Source organism: Streptomyces sp. NPDC042100 (assembly GCF_055582325.1).
The window spans coordinates 605117-619351 of sequence record NZ_JBVJDK010000001.1 but is presented as its reverse complement, the minus strand read 5'-3'; the positions used below and the strand labels follow the sequence as shown (position 1 = coordinate 619351).

Here is a 14235-nt window from a genome sequence, read left to right as displayed (position 1 = left end):
GGCGGCCGTTCAGAGGATGACGTGCGGGAGGAAGCGGGCGTACTCGTCGGTGATCGGGCCCGCCGACTCCCGGATGCCCAGGCCCGCCGCCTCGTCGCCGACGGTCCACGCGCCCAGCACGACCCGGTTGCCGTCGAAGTCCGGCAGCGGGGCCAGCTCCTGGTAGCAGCAGGGCTCGTCCCGTACGACGGGGGCGGCGCCGGGCTCGTGCAGCGTGACACCGGCGCCCTCGCGGCCGAGCAGCGGCTTGGCCACGTAGCCGGTGGCGGCGGCGAGTTCGCGCGGTCCGTCCAGGTAGGCGGGCAGCAGGTTCGGGTGGCCCGGGTGGAGCTCCCAGAGGATCGCGAGGAGCGCCTTGTTGGAGAGCAGCATCTTCCACGCCGGCTCGATCCAGCAGGTGCTGCCCGTGCCGCCGCCGTTGTCGAGGGTGTCCAGGACGTGCGGGCCGAAGCGGTCCGTGGTCAGCCACTCCCACGGGTAGAGCTTGAAGCAGGCGCGGACGAAGCGGAGCCGGTCGTCGACGAAGCGGCCCGCGATGCGGTCCCAGCCGATCCGCTCGACGGAGAGCGCCTCGGTGTCGAGCCCGGCCTGCTGGGCGGTCTCGCGGAGGTACGCGACCGTCATCAGGTCCTCGCCGAGCTCGTCGCCCTCGGTGTGGACGAAGTGCACGGGGCTGCCGGGCGGCAGCAGGCGGGCCTGGCGGCGCCACGCGTCGACGAGGCGCTCGTGGAGGGAGTTCCACTGGTCGGCGCCCGGGAAGCGCTCCTCCATCCAGAACCACTGCGGGCTCGCCGCCTCCACCAGGGAGGTCGGGGTGTCCGCGTTGTACTCCAGCATCTTCGCCGGGCCCGCACCGTCGTAGCACAGGTCGAAGCGCCCGTAGATCGAGGGGAGTTCGGCCCTGCGGTGCCAGGACTCGGCGACCAGGCCGGCGAGCCGGGAGTCGGTGATGCCGAGCTCGGCGAACCGGTTCTTCTCGACGATGTGCGCCGCCGCGCCCAGGCACATCGCGTGCAGTTCCTCGACGACCTCCTCCAGCGCCTCGACCTCGGGCAGCGTGAAGGAGTAGTAGGCGCTCTCGTCCCAGTACGGGCGCAGCGAGCCGTCCGGGTGGCGGGTCAGGGGGTAGATCAGGCCCTGCTCCTCGACGGTCCGCTGCCAGCCGGGGCGGGGTTCGGTGCGATGGCGCCGCATGGCCGGGTCAGCCGCCGCCGGAGCCCGAATGGTGGCCGCCGAAGCCGCCCGAGTCCACGGCCGTCTTGTCGAAGCTGCCGCCGCCGGCCTTGCCGCCGCTGACCGAGCCGCCGTAGTAGTAGCGGCCGGTGGAGCTGGTGGAACCGCTGCCGGAGCCGTCGCCGGAGGAGCACTTGTAGTCCGGCAGTTCCTTGTAGGTCACCGGGTCGACGCAGCGACGGTCGGGCTCCGAGCCGCACGCCGTCAGCGTCGCGGCGAGCACGCTCACCCCGCCGAGAATCACCGTGCCCGATCGCAGTCTGCGCATCGCCCGTCCCTTCCCTGCCCGCCCGCTCGCCCGCTCGCCCTGTCGCGATCGCACAGTGTAGGCCCGCGTTCCGGAGCCGTTCGCACTAGAGTCCCTTTCGTGCTTCTTGGGATGGTGTGCGCGCTCGGTTCGGCCGTCTGCTTCGGCGCGGCGTCGGTGCTCCAGGCGGTCGCCGCGCGGGCGGCGGAGCCCGGCTCGGGCGGCGGGGTCGACGTCACGCTGCTGTGGCGGGCGCTGCGGCAGTGGCGGTATCTGGCCGGGCTCGGACTGGACGGGCTCGGCTTCGTCCTCCAGATCGTCGCCCTGCGGACCCTGCCGATCTACGCGGTCGGCGCCGCGCTCGCGGCCAGTCTCGCCGTGACGGCGGTGATCGCCTCGCGGGTGCTGAAGGTGCGGCTGCGGCGGGTCGAGTGGGCGGCGGTCGGGGTGGTCTGCCTCGGCCTCGGGATGCTGGCGCTGGCCTCGGGGCGGGAGGGCCACGAGGGGACCGACTCGGCGGTGCTGCGCTGGGGCCTGCTGGTGGCGGCGGGCGCGGTCCTGGCGATCGGCGCGGCGGCCGGCCGGCTGCCGGAGCGGCCCCGCGCGCTGGTCCTGGGCCTGGCGGCCGGGTTCGGCTTCGGGGTGGTGGAGGTCGCCGTGCGGCTGATCGACTCGGTCGACCTGGCCAACCCGGCGCTGTACGCGCTGCTGGTGGGCGGCGGGTCGGCGTTCCTGCTGCTGACCTCGGCGCTGCACCGGGGCTCGGTGACCACGGCGACGGCGGGTCTGGTGCTGGGCGAGACGATCGGCCCGGCCCTGGTCGGCGTGGTGTGGCTCGGCGACGAGACCCGGCAGGGCCTGGGCTGGCTGGCCGTCCTCGGCTTCGCGGTCGCCATCGCCGGCTCCCTGGCCCTGGCCCGCTTCGGCGAGCCCCCGGCCGAGGCCCCGGCCGGGACCGGGGCGGGCGCCGGGAGCCCCGCCGGGGACTGAGCCGGGGCGGGGCCGTGGCGCGTTCAGCCGCCGAGCGGGGCGCCCTTGACGCTCTCGACGAACGCGGCGAACGCGGCGGCGGGGACGGTCAGGACGGGCCCGGCCGGGACCTTCGAGTCGCGGACGGGCACGACGCCGAGGGAAGCGGCGAGGCCGACCGAGACCTCCACGCAGTTTCCGTCATTGTTGCTGTAGGAGGACTTGAACCACTGCGGGTCGTTCACGAATACGCCTTTCGTGCCTCACGGATCATGGCCACCGAAGCCGCCTGAGGCAGCGCTTCGGCCTGCAGTTGATGGTAGGCCGTGAGCAACGCCAACACGGCTTCCGTGGTGCGCTCCATGTGCCCCCGGATCTGTGATTCGGCGTAGGCGACAACGGACATGTCCGGCAGGGTCAGCAGGTTGAGCGGAAGGTCGAGCGAGCGGTGCTCGCCCATGCCGTACGGAGCGATCTGCACCACCGTGTGGGGCTGTTCGGCCACGGCCAGGAGCCTCTCCAGCTGCTCCGACATGACCTCGGCGCCGCCCACGCGCCGCCGGATGCAGCTCTCGTCGAGGACTATCAGCATCATCGGTGGGCGGTCGCGTACGAGAGCGGCCTGCCGTTCCGCGAGGAAGCGGACACGCCGGTCCGCCCGTTCGGCGGTGATCGAGCCGCGGCGCACGTTCGTGTCGGCCAGGCACCGCGCGTACCCAGGGGTCTGCAACAAGCCCGGGACGATGCCGATCTCGTACAGCCGAATCTCCACGGCCTTCCCCTCGTTGGCGACGTACTCGGGGAACCCCTCCAGCAGCGGGCCGGGTCGTGTCCTCTGCCACTCCCGCTCCAGGGAATCGGCGGTTCCCTTGGTGCCGAAGATCTCGTCCATCTGCACCGAGAACGGAAGGGAGGGTGGCTTGCGAGTGGTTTCGACGGCGGAAATATGTTGACTGGAGTATGCCGATCGCATGGCCACGTCGTCCTGCGTCCACCCTCGCTCATCACGCAGCCTGCGTAAAAGCACTCCATACGCGGCCCTTGGGCCGGATGCGGCGTCCAACGCCTTGCGGTTGGTCACAACTCTTCCTTCCTGGCTGGCCAATTGAAGGGAAGTGGGCCGTAGGCCACGCTAGCGACTCCTGGTAGTGAACGCGCTACGGAGAGGAGCGGACGCATGTCCGAAGCGACACCCGCGCAGCCCCCACCCCCACCACCGCCCCCGCCGCCCATCCGCGCCGAGATCGGCTCGTTCGTGGTCGACGTCCGCGGCGGCGCCCGGATCGGGCGCGTGATGGCGATGGAGTGGGACCGCCTCGTCCTACGGCCGCTCGGCGGCGGGATCGAGTGGTCCGTCGAGCGGGCGGACCTTCGCGCGCCGACCGATACGGAGATGGCGACGATCCGCGCGGTCACGGCCCCGGTCTCCCGCACCGTGCTGTGAACGGCCTCCCGCCGACGGATGGTTTCACTCCGGCCGCCACGCCCTTTCCGGGGTGCGGGAGCTGCGCGCGGCTCGAACGGTGGCGGCAGGACTACGCGGCGAGGGGCGCCCATTCCGAGGCCCTGGACTGCGTCGTGGAGATCCGGAACCACCCCCACGAGCCGCCGAAGATGACGGTCCCGACGGGTGTCCCGCCGGGACCTCCCGAGGACGTGAGGCCGTGAAGGGGCGTCGATGGTCCAGTGCGCCGCCGTACGGCGAATCCCCCTCGGTGACCTCATGGAAGTGATCGTCAGGGCCGCCGCCCCGCCCAACCTCTCCCACCCCCTCAGGCGAGACCGGTACGCGGTCTGCGAGCTCGGCGAGAACCACGACGAACCCCACGCGCACCTGGTGCACCCGCCCGAGTCGACCGGTCCCGGCATGTGGGTCCTGTGGTCCGACGAGCTCACCGACTGCGTGTTCGTCGAGCTGAGCGGGTGCGCCGAGGACCACGCGTCGGGCGCGGCGTGCGAACTGTTCGCCGGGCACTCGCCCGGCCACTCGTTCGACGTCCACAGGCCCACGGGGACGCCGTATCCGCAGGTGCGCGGCGAGCCGGACGGCACGGACGCCTCCCCAGACCCGGACTAGGGGGTGTCGCCGGCGGGCGTCCGCCGCGTCACGGCCCCGGCAGAGCGCGCATCAGCGCGTCGAGCGTCCCCGACCACTGGCTGTCCGAGGGGGTGCCGTAGCCGATCACGAGACCCTCCGGACGCGGACCCACGGCATCAGGGTGCCGGAAGTGGCCGAGCCCCTGGAGCCCCAGCCCCTGCCACGCCGCGGAACGGACCACGTGCTGTTCCGTACCGGGAGGAAGCCCCAGGACGATGTGCAGCCCCGCCGCGACCCCGGACACCCGCAGGTGCGGGGCTTCGACCGCGAGTCTGCCGGTCAGCTCGTCGCGCCGCCGCCGGTAGTGCAGCCGCATTCTCCGCACGTGACGGTCGTAGGCGCCGCTCCGGATGAACTCCGCGAGGGCCAGTTGGTCCGTCGCCGCGCTCCCGTCGTGAAGACCCTTCGCGGCGATCACCTCGTCCACCAGGTACTCCGGCAGCACCATCCACGCCAGCCGCAGCCCCGGCGCGAGGGACTTGCTCGCGGTGCCCAGGTAGACGACGCGGTCCGGGTCGAGGCCCTGGAGGGCGCCCACCGACTGCCGGTCGTAGCGGAACTCGCCGTCGTAGTCGTCCTCCAGGATCAGCCCGCCCGTCGAGCGCGCCCAGTCGACCGCCGCCGCGCGCCGGTCCGGCCGGAGGGCGCCGCCCATCGGGAACTGGTGGGCCGGGGTCATCAGGACCGCCGCCGGGCCGGCCAGCTCCTCGGTGCGGGTGCCGTGCGCGTCGAAGGGCAGCGCCGCGGTGCGCAGCCCGGCGCGGGCCAGGATGTCCCAGTGCACGTCGAGGCCGTACGACTCGACCGCCACCTCGCGCGCCCGCCGCTCCCTCAGGACCTGGCCCATCAGCATCAGCCCGTGCACGAAGCCCGAGCAGACCACGATCCGCTCCGGCCGCGCGTACACCCCCCGGGCGCGGGCCAGGTACTCGGCGAGGACCGTGCGCAGCTCGATCCGGCCGCGCGGGTCCCCGTAGCCGAAGGCCTCGTCGGGGGCGCCCATGAGGGCCTTGCGGGCGGCCTTCAGCCAGTCGGCGCGCGGGAAGGAGGAGAGGTCCGGGGTGCCGGGGTGCAGATTGTGGACCGGGCGCCCGGCCCGGGACTGCCGGGGCGCGCCGGGCCGCGCGGGCGCCGGGCGGCGCGGCTCCGAGCGGCGGGCGACCCGGGTGCCGGAGCCCTGCCGGGCGGTCAGCCAGCCCTCGGCGACCAGCTCCGCGTAGGCGTCGGCGACGGTGTTGCGGGCCACGCCCAGGTCGGCGGCGAGCGAGCGGGAGGAGGGCAGCCGGGTCCCGGCCGTCAGGCGCCCGCCGCGCACCGCTTCGCGCAGGGCGTCCATGAGGCCGCTGCGCAGCCCCCGGCCGCGCAGTTCCAGGTGCAGGTCGGCCCCGAAAGTGGCCCAGTCATCCGCCATGGGAATGGACCATACCCGGGCACCACCGGGCCCGTACGGTGATCGGTATGACGACCACCACGCAGCACACCGAGCAGACCGCGTACGCGCCCGAGCACGCCTCCCGGATGGCCTTCGCCGAGCGGCACCCGGAGTTCTACAAGGCCATGATCGGCCTGGAGATCGCCGCGGCGAAGCACGTCGAGCCGGCCCTCTACGAGCTGGTCAAGATCCGTGCCTCGCAGCTCAACAACTGCGGCTTCTGCCTCGACATGCACACCAAGGACGCCCTCGCGGCGGGCGAGACCGTGCAGCGCGTCGTGCAGCTCTCGGCCTGGCGCGAGTCGCGGCACTTCTACACCGAGCGGGAGCTGGCCGCCCTCGGCCTGACCGAGGCGGTCACCGTCCTCACCGACGGCTTCGTGCCCGACGACGTGTACGCGAAGGCCGCCGAGCACTTCGAGGAGACCGAGCTCGCGCACCTGATCGGCGCGATCACCGTCATCAACGCCTGGAACCGGATCGGTGTCACCACCCGGATGGTGCCGGGCCACTACACCCCCGCTTCGCACAAGCGGTGAGCCGCGCCGGGGAGTTGCGGGCGCTGCACGCCGACGTCCCGGCCGGCGGGCGCCCGCTGGTCCTGCCGGGGCCCTGGGACGCGGCCTCCGCCCGGGTCTTCGAGGAGGCCGGTTTCCCGGCCCTGGCCACGCCGAGCGCGGGCATCGCCGCCGCCCTCGGCCACGAGGACGGGCACACCCCGGCCGCCGAGATGTTCGCTGCCGTGGCCCGGATCGTCCGGGCGGTGTCCGTACCGGTCACGGCCGACCTGGAGGGCGGCTACGGCCTGTCCCCCGAGGAGCTGGTGGAGCGGGTCCTGGAGACCGGCGCCGTCGGCCTCAACCTGGAGGACTCCGACCGTACGGGCGGCCTGCGCGACCCGGACGCGCACGCCGAGCGGCTCGCGGCGGTCCGGGCGGCGGCCGGGCCCGCGCTCTTCGTGAACGCCCGGATCGACACGTACCTGCGCGGCGGCGGGGGCGTCGAGGAGGCCGCCGCACGCGCCCGGCGCTACCGGGCGGCGGGCGCGGACTGCGTCTTCCCGATCCTCGCCCCGGCGGCCGACCTGCCCCGGCTGCGGGCGGCCGGGGTCGAGGGGCCGCTCAACTTCCTGGCCCGGCCCGGCGATCCGGACTTCGCCGGGCTGGGGCGGCTCGGCGCCACCCGGATCACCTTCGGCCAGGGGCTGCTGCTGCGCACCCTCGCCGGGGCGAGGGAGCTCGCGGACGGGCTGCTCAGGGCCTGAAGGACGCCAGGGCCGTGGTGAGGGTCTCGCGCTGGCGGGGCCAGTCGGTCTCCGGTCCGGCGACCAGGATCGCGTGCTGGCGTCCGTCGGGGCCGGTGAACGCCCGGTCCACCACCTTGCGGCGGCCCTCCTCCCGGTCGTACGCGTAGACCAGTTCGGCCGCGTCCCCCTCGCCCGCCGGGCCCAGGGAGATCTCCTGGTAGCCCGGCTTGGCGGAGAGGGTCCGCGAGGTCCCCCGCAGCGATTCGAGCGGGGTGGTGCCGGGCTCGCCGAGGGTGAAGATCTGCACCAGGCTCTTCCCGTCGGGCGAGTTGTAGAAGACGCCCTGCTCGGAGGAGGTGCGGTTCCAGTCCTCCGGCACGGCGACGCTGAAGCCGGCCGGGTCCTGGACCGTCCGGAAGCCGGGCGGCACCGCGCCGTCCGAGGGCGTCGCCTCCGACGACGGGGAGACCTCGCCGGACGGGGTGCCGGTGGCCGAGGGCGTGTCCTGGACGGCCGTGGTCGTGACCGGGGGCGGTCCCTGGGTCCCCGTTCCCGTGCCGCCGTCGCGGCCCCACAGCAGCCAGCCGCCGAAGCCCACGGCGACCGCCGCCGCCACGACCCCGGCGACCACCGCCCGCCGCCCCCGCCCGGACCCCGCGGGCGGGCCGGGCGGGGCCGGGGGCGGGAAGGGCGGCGCGACCGGGTCGTAGCCGGGGAACGCCGACGGCCCGGGAGGCTGCGCCGGGAGCGCGGGGAGCTCCGGGAAGGGCTGGGGCGGCTGGAACCGCAAGGGCTCGGGCTGGGGCGGCCCCTGGGCCCCGGTGTCCTGGGGCGGCCCGGTGACCGGCTCCCAGCTCTGCGTCTCGTCGTTCCAGCGCGCCCCTCCCCCGTACCCGCTCATCTCATCCTCCGAGCAGCGCGCCGACGGCCTGGCCGACGGCGACACCAGAGGCGAGGATGCCGGTGACGGCCCCGGCGTCGGCGAGGGCCTGGCGGAGCCGGGTGAGCCGGCCGGTGCCGGCGGCGCCGGTGCCCTCGATCTCGTCCTCGGCGTCGGAGAGTTCGGCGTCCAGGGCGGCGGTCTGCGCCGAGGCGACGACACCGCCGAGGTCGGCGCGGAGCCTGCCGATCGCCTGGAGCAGCTCCTCCTGCGCGGGGTCGCGCTCGGGGCCGGTGCCCTGGACGGTGTACGACACCCGGTTGTGGTCGCCGACGGTGACGTTGCCGCGGGTGTTGGTGATGCTGATGCCGCCCGCCGCGGGCGCGTTGCGGTCCTGGGGCTGGGGCTGGGGCTGGTCAGCCACGGTCGCCTCCGGTCTTCGTCGTCTGGAAGTTCTTGCTGGTGACGGTGTTGTGGTCGCCGATGGTGACGTTCCCCTTGGTGTTCTCGATGAACGTCCCGCCCTCGGCGACGTGCACGATCTTCTGCTCGAACTCGGCCGTCTCGTAACCGGCCTGGCGCAGCGCCACCGTGACGCCGTTCGCGACCCGGTCCTGGACGCTCTTCAGATAGCGGCTGACGTCCATCTCCTGGAAGAGGGAGGCCTCGTCGTCGGAGCCGAGCTCGCGGACCGAGACCCGCGGCCCCTCGGGCAGCGCGCCCGCGTGCCCGCCGGTGGTCTGCCGCCACAGGGCGCCGAGCGACCGGCCGAGGGTGACGAGGGCCTGCCCGGCGGAGCGGGGGACCTGGCCGAGGGCCCAGACGGCCTTGCCGAAGTGGTGGTTGTGGCGGTAGCGGTGGGCGATCCGGTCGGCGTGCCGGTACAGCCCGGCGACCGGGCGCAGCACGTGCGGGGCGACCTCCAGCATGAGCATCCCGCCCTGGGTGTGGACCCGGACGAAGACGGTGACGACGATCTCCTCGCCCCAGCCGCCGACCCGGACGCGCAGGAAGTGCCGGCGGGTCTCGCCGCCCTCCTCGATGGCGCCGGAGCGGTGCGCCTCGAAGCCCTCCGGGGTGTACGGGGCGGCGGCGCGGGCCGGCAGTCCGTCCACGGGCAGGAAGACGACCTCGTCGATCTCCAGGTGGCGCAGCCGGTCGCGGACGGCGGCGGCGAGCTCCGGGGAGCCGTGCGGGGAGGGCTTTCGCAGGCCCTCCACGAGCGGCACGATGTGGCGCATGATCGCGCTGTTGTCGAGCGGCTCGGGCGCCGTGCCGTCGAGGCTCTTGCGGGGGCGCAGCTCGACGGAGAGCGACCAGGGCTCGTACGGTTCGCCGGCGCCGCAGAACGGGTTTTCGGAGCGGTACATCACGAGCCGGGAGTGCTGCTCGACGCGGATCCGGTCGCGCAGCCTGCGGAAGCGGGCGCCCTGGAAGCGCTCGGCCGGGTCGGCGGCGTGGTCGGCGAAGCGCAGCCGGTCCAGTTCGCCGGTGAGCGAGCGGGCGAACTGGCCGCGCTGGGTGGCCACCGCCCAGGCGAGCAGCGGCGGGACGGCGAGGGTGAGCCAGACCTCCAGCCGGCCGAGGCCCCAGAGCTCCTGGGTGCCGAAGAGGACGGCGAGGCCGGGGAGTTCGGCCCAGTCGCCGAGGTCGGACAGCAGCTCCCAGCGGGTCTCCTCGCCGGTGAAGGCCAGGGTGGCGAGCAGCAGCAGGACCTGGACCAGGACCAGGCGCCCGTACCAGCGCAGGACGAGGGCGGGGGCGGCGCGGTAGAGCGGGGCGCGGTCGGCCCGGCCGCGCACCCAGCGGCCGAGCGCGAGCAGCAGGAAGGGCAGGACGAGGAAGCCGACCAGACCCTTGGTCACCGGGAAGGCGATGATCCACAGCGCCAGGATCCCGGCGGACCAGCCGAGTTCGATGCGGCGGGCGCGCAGGGCGTGGGCGAGGACGCGGGCGGCGTCGACGCCGAGGGCGGGCGCGGCGACGCGCTCCTCGTGGACGTAGAGCTCGTCGATGACGGCGTCGCGGAAGCGGTCGTCGAGGTAGACCCCGGCGCAGAGCAGCCGGGTCGCCTCACTGGCGGCGGGCGCCGCGCGCGGGACGGTGCCGGGCGGCGGCCCGGACGGCGGCGGCCCGGCTTGCGGCGGTCCGGACGGCGGTGGTCCGGGGTGCGGCGGTGGTCCGGGTTGGGGTGGAACGGACGGCTGCGTCATGACTTCCCCCGATGTCTCGAACGGTGCGCGTGGGCTCCGGAGTTGGGGTCCGGGGCGGCGCGAGGGGACAGCATAGAACGCACGGCGCCCCCGGCCGAGGGGCCGGGGGCGCCGGGTGCCCGGGGAAGCCGGGCGGGTTCAGCTCGTTCAGATCAGGCCGAGCTCGCGGACCGCGTCGCGCTCCTCGGACAGCTCCTTGACGGAGGCGTCGATGCGGGTGCGGGAGAAGTCGTTGATCTCCAGGCCCTGGACGATCTCGTACGCGCCGTCCTTGCAGGTGACGGGGAAGGAGGAGATGAGGCCCTCGGGGACGCCGTAGGAGCCGTCGGACGGGACGCCCATGGAGGTCCAGTCGCCCTCGGCGGTGCCGTTGACCCAGGTGTGGACGTGGTCGATGGCGGCGTTGGCGGCGGAGGCGGCCGAGGACGCGCCACGGGCGTCGATGATCGCGGCGCCGCGCTTGGCGACGGTCGGGATGAAGGTGTCGGCCAGCCACGCCTCGTCGTTCACGACGTCGGCGGCGTTCTTGCCGGCGATCTCCGCCTGGAAGATGTCCGGGTACTGGGTCGCGGAGTGGTTGCCCCAGATGGTGAGGCGCTTGATGTCCGTGACCGAGGAGCCGGTCTTCTGGGCCAGCTGCGTCAGCGCGCGGTTGTGGTCCAGGCGGGTCATCGCGGTGAAGCGCTCGGCCGGGACGCCCTTGGCGGCGGACTGGGCGATCAGGGCGTTGGTGTTGGCCGGGTTGCCGACGACCAGGATCTTGACGTCGTCGGCGGCGTGCGCGGCGATGGCCTCGCCCTGCGGCTTGAAGATGCCGCCGTTGGCGGCGAGCAGGTCGCCGCGCTCCATGCCCGGGCCGCGCGGGCGCGCGCCGACGAGCAGGCCGATGTTGGCACCCTCGAAGCCCTGGTTCGGGTTGTCGAAGATGTCGATGCCCTTGAGCAGCGGGAAGGCGCAGTCGTCGAGCTCCATGGCGGTGCCCTCGGCGGCCTTGACGCCCTGCGGGATCTCCAGCAGGCGGAGCTTGACCGGCACGTCCGCGCCGAGCAGGTGGCCGGAGGCGATGCGGAAGAGCAGCGCGTAGCCGATCTGGCCGGCCGCGCCGGTCACGGTGACATTCACGGGAGTGCGGGTCATGGCGATCTCCGTAAGACAGCTGGCGGTGGGGGGTCCCTGCCCCTGGTGTGGGATACCCCTCTTGATCGATCCTTGTCTCGACGTGAAGAGATATCCGGCGTCAGGCTATCCGACCCGCGCCCGTCCGGACCCCCGCCCCCTTGTGGGACGGCTCACTGCCGCCGCACCTCCCCGACGACGTACCGGAACGGTCACTTCCGTGCCACAAGGACCCGGCGGACCTTGAAGAGCCATTGGCGCGTACATGACCCTGGATCGGACGGCGCCCGTCCTCCCTCGGGGGAGAGGACGGGCGCCGTCGTATGTACGGGGTGCGGGGGTACGGGGGTACGGGCCGTCAGGTCACCGTGAGGTGCAGGACGTCCTCCAGGAACGGGATCCGCAGCCAGGGCGAGGGCTGCACCATGAGCGCCAGGAACACGATCAGGCCGCCCATCACCCCGTACGTGATCATGTCGGTGAAGCGCGAGCGGACCGCGAGCATCCCCACCGAGGGCATCGTCCGGCGCAGCACCGCGCCGGTCAGCAGCGCGACCCCGACCAGCAGGGTGCCGACCCGGAAGGCCTGCGGGAACAGGTCCGTGCCCACGATCAGCAGCCCGAGCCCGGCCAGCCCGAGCACGGTCAGCAGCGGCCACTGGCGCGCGGGCGCGGGCGCGTCACCGGGCGCCGCCCGGCCACCGCCCTCGGGGCGCACGGTGCCGGTGGTGAGCGTGGCACGGGGGTGCCGCCGGGGGGCGGCGGGCGCGTCGGGCGCTTCGGGCGCTTCGGCGGTGGGCGCGTCGGCGGTGGCGGCGGTGGCGGCGGTGGCCGACACCTTGCCACCGCCCGACTCCCCGGCGCCCGGCTCCTCGGCGCCCGGCCCTGCGGCCTCCGCCGTCTCCGCCGTCTCTGCCGTCTCCGCCCCTACGGTCTCCGGCGGCTCGCCGTCCGGCGGCACCGCGCTGTCGGTCGTGGGGCCCGTCGGCCGCTCCGGGGTTCCGGTGGCCGGCACGGTCAGCGGACCCCGGCCGCGCGCTCGGCGGCCTCGACGACGTTGACCAGGAGCTGGGCGCGGGTCATCGGGCCGACGCCGCCGGGGTTCGGCGAGATCCAGCCGGCCACCTCGGCGACACCGGGGTCGACGTCGCCGACGATCTTGCCCTCGCCGTTGCGCGAGACGCCGACGTCGAGCACCGCGGCGCCCGGCTTCACGTCCTCCGGCTTGATCAGGTGCGGCACGCCCGCGGCGGCCACGATGATGTCGGCGCGGCGCAGGTGCGAGGAGAGGTCGCGGGTGCCGGTGTGGCACTGGGTGACCGTGGCGTTCTCGGAGCGGCGGGTGAGCAGCAGCGGCATCGGGCGCCCGATGGTGACGCCGCGGCCGACGACCACGACCTCGGCCCCGGCGATCTCCACGCCGTGCTCGCGCAGCAGCCGCACGATGCCGTACGGGGTGCAGGGCAGCGGCGCGGGCTCGTTGAGGACCAGCCGGCCGAGGTTGGTCGGGTGCAGGCCGTCGGCGTCCTTGGCCGGGTCCATGAGCTCCAGGACCCGGTTCTCGTCGATGCCCTTGGGCAGCGGGAGCTGGACGATGTAGCCGGTGCAGGAGGGGTCGTCGTTGAGCTCCCGGACGACCGCCTCGATCTCCTCCTGCGTGGCGGTGGCGGGCAGTTCGCGCTGGATGGAGGCGATGCCGACCTGGGCGCAGTCGCGGTGCTTGCCGGCGACGTACTTCTGGCTGCCGGGGTCGTCGCCGACCAGGATGGTGCCGAGACCGGGCGTGACGCCCCGCTCCTTGAGGTCCGCCACCCGGGCGGTCAGATCGGACTTGATCGCGGCTGCGGTGGCCTTGCCGTCGAGAATCTGGGCGCTCATGCGGCCATCCTCCCGGAAGACCCCCGCCCGTTTCCAATTCGGAATCGAAGATTGCACTTGCACAACTCCGCGGCCTATCGACTGGACAAGCGGACGGCGCATTGACGACGATGATCCAAGCAGTGCCGCGGGCAGTGCTGGGGGGCAAAACCGCTCATTTGTTGTGAAACACGTGGTCACACTTCCTCCGCGCGGGCCGCGTCGTCCCCGCACAGAATTCACGGAGGAACCCCTCGATGAGCTTCGGCGAACCGAACAACCCCTACGGCCAGCCCCAGCAGCCCCAGGGCCAGCAGCCCGGCTACGGCTACCCGCAGCAGACGCCGCAGGGCGTCCCGCCGCAGCAGGGCTACGGCTACCCGGCCGCCCCGCCGGTGGACCAGTACGGCGGCTTCCCGGCCGGCCCGGTCGAGATGCCGGGCACCCTCAAGGCGGCCCGCGTGATGCTGTGGGTCATCGCCGGTCTCCAGGTCGTCGGCCTGGCGCTGCTGGTGCTGGGCCTCGCCGCGGTCCAGAAGCTGAAGGACGACCCGGAGCTGAACGCCGACTCCAGCTTCGACGCGGTCACGAAGTTCGGCACCGGGATGATCTACGCGCTGATCGTCCTCGCCGTCCTCTTCCTGGCCGGCGCCATCTGGGGCGCGCTCCAGATCGGCAAGGGCGGCGGCGGGGCCCGCATCGGCCTCATCGTGCTGTCGTCGCTGACCATCGTGTTCAGCCTCTACCCGTGGTTCCCGCTGAGCCTGATCCACCTGGTGCTGGCCGTCCTGATCCTGGTCTTCGTGGCCAAGGCCGACGGTGCCGCCTGGTTCAAGCGCCCGCGCGTCTGAGCCCCGGCAGCCCTGCCCGAAGGGGCCCGGTTCCGTCCTGGAACCGGGCCCCTTCGGCGTTCCGGCGTGCTCGGCGCGTCCGCGCCCGGGGTC

Annotated in this window: 17 protein-coding genes; 6 read left to right on the top strand and 11 right to left on the bottom strand. The window is 73.7% G+C overall.

The annotated features are described in order from the left end of the window. Nucleotides 1–9: 9 nt before the first annotated feature. The gene (locus ACZ6J5_RS02970) at nucleotides 10–1194 is read right to left on the bottom strand and encodes a glutathionylspermidine synthase family protein (protein ID WP_469386957.1); all 1185 of its coding nucleotides are present in this window, start codon (nucleotides 1192–1194) and stop codon (nucleotides 10–12) included. A 7-nt stretch (nucleotides 1195–1201) separates the two neighbouring features. After that, nucleotides 1202–1501 (bottom strand): hypothetical protein, encoded by a 300-nt coding sequence (locus tag ACZ6J5_RS02965; RefSeq protein WP_469386955.1) that lies wholly within the window; start codon nucleotides 1499–1501, stop codon nucleotides 1202–1204. A gap of 111 nt (nucleotides 1502–1612) precedes the next feature. Between ACZ6J5_RS02965 and ACZ6J5_RS02960 the strand changes: the two genes are divergently transcribed. Continuing rightward, entirely contained in the window at nucleotides 1613–2470 is an 858-nt protein-coding gene (locus ACZ6J5_RS02960) for a DMT family protein (RefSeq protein ID WP_469387426.1), read from the top strand. A 23-nt stretch (nucleotides 2471–2493) separates the two neighbouring features. On the opposite strand, the gene ACZ6J5_RS02955 is transcribed toward ACZ6J5_RS02960, so the two are convergent. Together ACZ6J5_RS02955 and ACZ6J5_RS02950 are read right to left on the bottom strand one after the other, a co-directional pair. Beyond that, nucleotides 2494–2694: a DUF397 domain-containing protein gene (locus ACZ6J5_RS02955; RefSeq protein WP_469386953.1), complete on the bottom strand. Its 201-nt coding sequence runs from the start codon at nucleotides 2692–2694 to the stop codon at nucleotides 2494–2496. After that, complete coding sequence (locus ACZ6J5_RS02950) at nucleotides 2691–3530, bottom strand: helix-turn-helix domain-containing protein (protein ID WP_469386951.1); 840 nt, start codon at nucleotides 3528–3530, stop codon at nucleotides 2691–2693. Before ACZ6J5_RS02950 ends, ACZ6J5_RS02955 begins: the two co-directional genes overlap by 4 nt. A 96-nt stretch (nucleotides 3531–3626) precedes the next feature. Here ACZ6J5_RS02950 and ACZ6J5_RS02945 point away from each other — a divergent pair, with 96 nt between their 5' ends. Beyond that, nucleotides 3627–3893: a hypothetical protein gene (locus ACZ6J5_RS02945; protein WP_469386949.1), complete on the top strand. Its 267-nt coding sequence runs from the start codon at nucleotides 3627–3629 to the stop codon at nucleotides 3891–3893. A gap of 279 nt (nucleotides 3894–4172) precedes the next feature. Next, nucleotides 4173–4526: a hypothetical protein gene (locus tag ACZ6J5_RS02940; protein ID WP_469386947.1), complete on the top strand. Its 354-nt coding sequence runs from the start codon at nucleotides 4173–4175 to the stop codon at nucleotides 4524–4526. A 28-nt stretch (nucleotides 4527–4554) separates the two neighbouring features. Here the strand turns inward: ACZ6J5_RS02940 and pdxR are convergent, their stop codons facing one another. Further along, nucleotides 4555–5958, bottom strand: a complete 1404-nt coding sequence (gene pdxR / locus ACZ6J5_RS02935) for a MocR-like pyridoxine biosynthesis transcription factor PdxR (RefSeq protein ID WP_469386945.1) — start codon at nucleotides 5956–5958, stop codon at nucleotides 4555–4557. 47 nt (nucleotides 5959–6005) lie between these two features. On the opposite strand from pdxR, the gene ACZ6J5_RS02930 reads away from it, so the two are divergent. Beyond that, nucleotides 6006–6518 carry a carboxymuconolactone decarboxylase family protein gene (locus ACZ6J5_RS02930; RefSeq protein WP_469386943.1) on the top strand — a complete coding sequence of 171 codons (513 nt, stop codon included), beginning with the start codon at nucleotides 6006–6008 and terminating at the stop codon, nucleotides 6516–6518. Then, on the top strand, nucleotides 6515–7243 hold the full coding sequence (locus ACZ6J5_RS02925; protein WP_469386941.1) for an isocitrate lyase/PEP mutase family protein: 729 nt from the start codon (nucleotides 6515–6517) through the stop codon (nucleotides 7241–7243). Before ACZ6J5_RS02930 ends, ACZ6J5_RS02925 begins: the two co-directional genes overlap by 4 nt. On the opposite strand, the gene ACZ6J5_RS02920 is transcribed toward ACZ6J5_RS02925, so the two are convergent. The 6 genes from ACZ6J5_RS02920 to ACZ6J5_RS02895 form a co-directional block, all read right to left on the bottom strand. After that, on the bottom strand, nucleotides 7233–8126 hold the full coding sequence (locus tag ACZ6J5_RS02920; protein WP_469386939.1) for a serine/arginine repetitive matrix protein 2: 894 nt from the start codon (nucleotides 8124–8126) through the stop codon (nucleotides 7233–7235). The genes ACZ6J5_RS02925 and ACZ6J5_RS02920 overlap by 11 nt on opposite strands. A gap of 1 nt (nucleotide 8127) precedes the next feature. Then, nucleotides 8128–8529, bottom strand: a complete 402-nt coding sequence (locus tag ACZ6J5_RS02915; protein ID WP_469386938.1) for a hypothetical protein — start codon at nucleotides 8527–8529, stop codon at nucleotides 8128–8130. Then, nucleotides 8522–10318 (bottom strand): hypothetical protein, encoded by a 1797-nt coding sequence (locus tag ACZ6J5_RS02910; protein ID WP_469386936.1) that lies wholly within the window; start codon nucleotides 10316–10318, stop codon nucleotides 8522–8524. Before ACZ6J5_RS02910 ends, ACZ6J5_RS02915 begins: the two co-directional genes overlap by 8 nt. A 147-nt stretch (nucleotides 10319–10465) precedes the next feature. Continuing rightward, nucleotides 10466–11455: a malate dehydrogenase gene (locus tag ACZ6J5_RS02905; protein WP_469386934.1), complete on the bottom strand. Its 990-nt coding sequence runs from the start codon at nucleotides 11453–11455 to the stop codon at nucleotides 10466–10468. 337 nt (nucleotides 11456–11792) lie between these two features. Then, nucleotides 11793–12449 (bottom strand): DUF3017 domain-containing protein, encoded by a 657-nt coding sequence (locus ACZ6J5_RS02900; protein WP_469386932.1) that lies wholly within the window; start codon nucleotides 12447–12449, stop codon nucleotides 11793–11795. Nucleotides 12450–12451: 2 nt separating this feature from the next. Next, nucleotides 12452–13312: a bifunctional methylenetetrahydrofolate dehydrogenase/methenyltetrahydrofolate cyclohydrolase gene (locus ACZ6J5_RS02895; RefSeq protein WP_469386930.1), complete on the bottom strand. Its 861-nt coding sequence runs from the start codon at nucleotides 13310–13312 to the stop codon at nucleotides 12452–12454. Between the two features lie 236 nt (nucleotides 13313–13548). On the opposite strand from ACZ6J5_RS02895, the gene ACZ6J5_RS02890 reads away from it, so the two are divergent. Next, the gene (locus tag ACZ6J5_RS02890; protein WP_469386929.1) at nucleotides 13549–14142 is read left to right on the top strand and encodes a hypothetical protein; all 594 of its coding nucleotides are present in this window, start codon (nucleotides 13549–13551) and stop codon (nucleotides 14140–14142) included. The last annotated feature ends 93 nt before the right edge of the window (nucleotides 14143–14235 follow it).

Bases quoted from the DNA above. Each gene is read 5' to 3' on its own strand.
- ACZ6J5_RS02970 (WP_469386957.1), bottom strand. From the start codon at position 1,194: ATGCGGCGCCATCGCACCGAACCCCGCCCCGGCTGGCAGCGGACCGTC.
- pdxR (WP_469386945.1), bottom strand. From the start codon at position 5,958: ATGGCGGATGACTGGGCCACTTTCGGGGCCGACCTGCACCTGGAACTG.
- ACZ6J5_RS02930 (WP_469386943.1), top strand. From the start codon at position 6,006: ATGACGACCACCACGCAGCACACCGAGCAGACCGCGTACGCGCCCGAG.
- ACZ6J5_RS02945 (WP_469386949.1), top strand. From the start codon at position 3,627: ATGTCCGAAGCGACACCCGCGCAGCCCCCACCCCCACCACCGCCCCCG.
- ACZ6J5_RS02890 (WP_469386929.1), top strand. From the start codon at position 13,549: ATGAGCTTCGGCGAACCGAACAACCCCTACGGCCAGCCCCAGCAGCCC.
- ACZ6J5_RS02910 (WP_469386936.1), bottom strand. From the start codon at position 10,318: ATGACGCAGCCGTCCGTTCCACCCCAACCCGGACCACCGCCGCACCCC.
- ACZ6J5_RS02920 (WP_469386939.1), bottom strand. From the start codon at position 8,126: ATGAGCGGGTACGGGGGAGGGGCGCGCTGGAACGACGAGACGCAGAGC.
- ACZ6J5_RS02965 (WP_469386955.1), bottom strand. From the start codon at position 1,501: ATGCGCAGACTGCGATCGGGCACGGTGATTCTCGGCGGGGTGAGCGTG.
- ACZ6J5_RS02895 (WP_469386930.1), bottom strand. From the start codon at position 13,312: ATGAGCGCCCAGATTCTCGACGGCAAGGCCACCGCAGCCGCGATCAAG.
- ACZ6J5_RS02940 (WP_469386947.1), top strand. From the start codon at position 4,173: ATGGAAGTGATCGTCAGGGCCGCCGCCCCGCCCAACCTCTCCCACCCC.
- ACZ6J5_RS02905 (WP_469386934.1), bottom strand. From the start codon at position 11,455: ATGACCCGCACTCCCGTGAATGTCACCGTGACCGGCGCGGCCGGCCAG.
- ACZ6J5_RS02960 (WP_469387426.1), top strand. From the start codon at position 1,613: ATGGTGTGCGCGCTCGGTTCGGCCGTCTGCTTCGGCGCGGCGTCGGTG.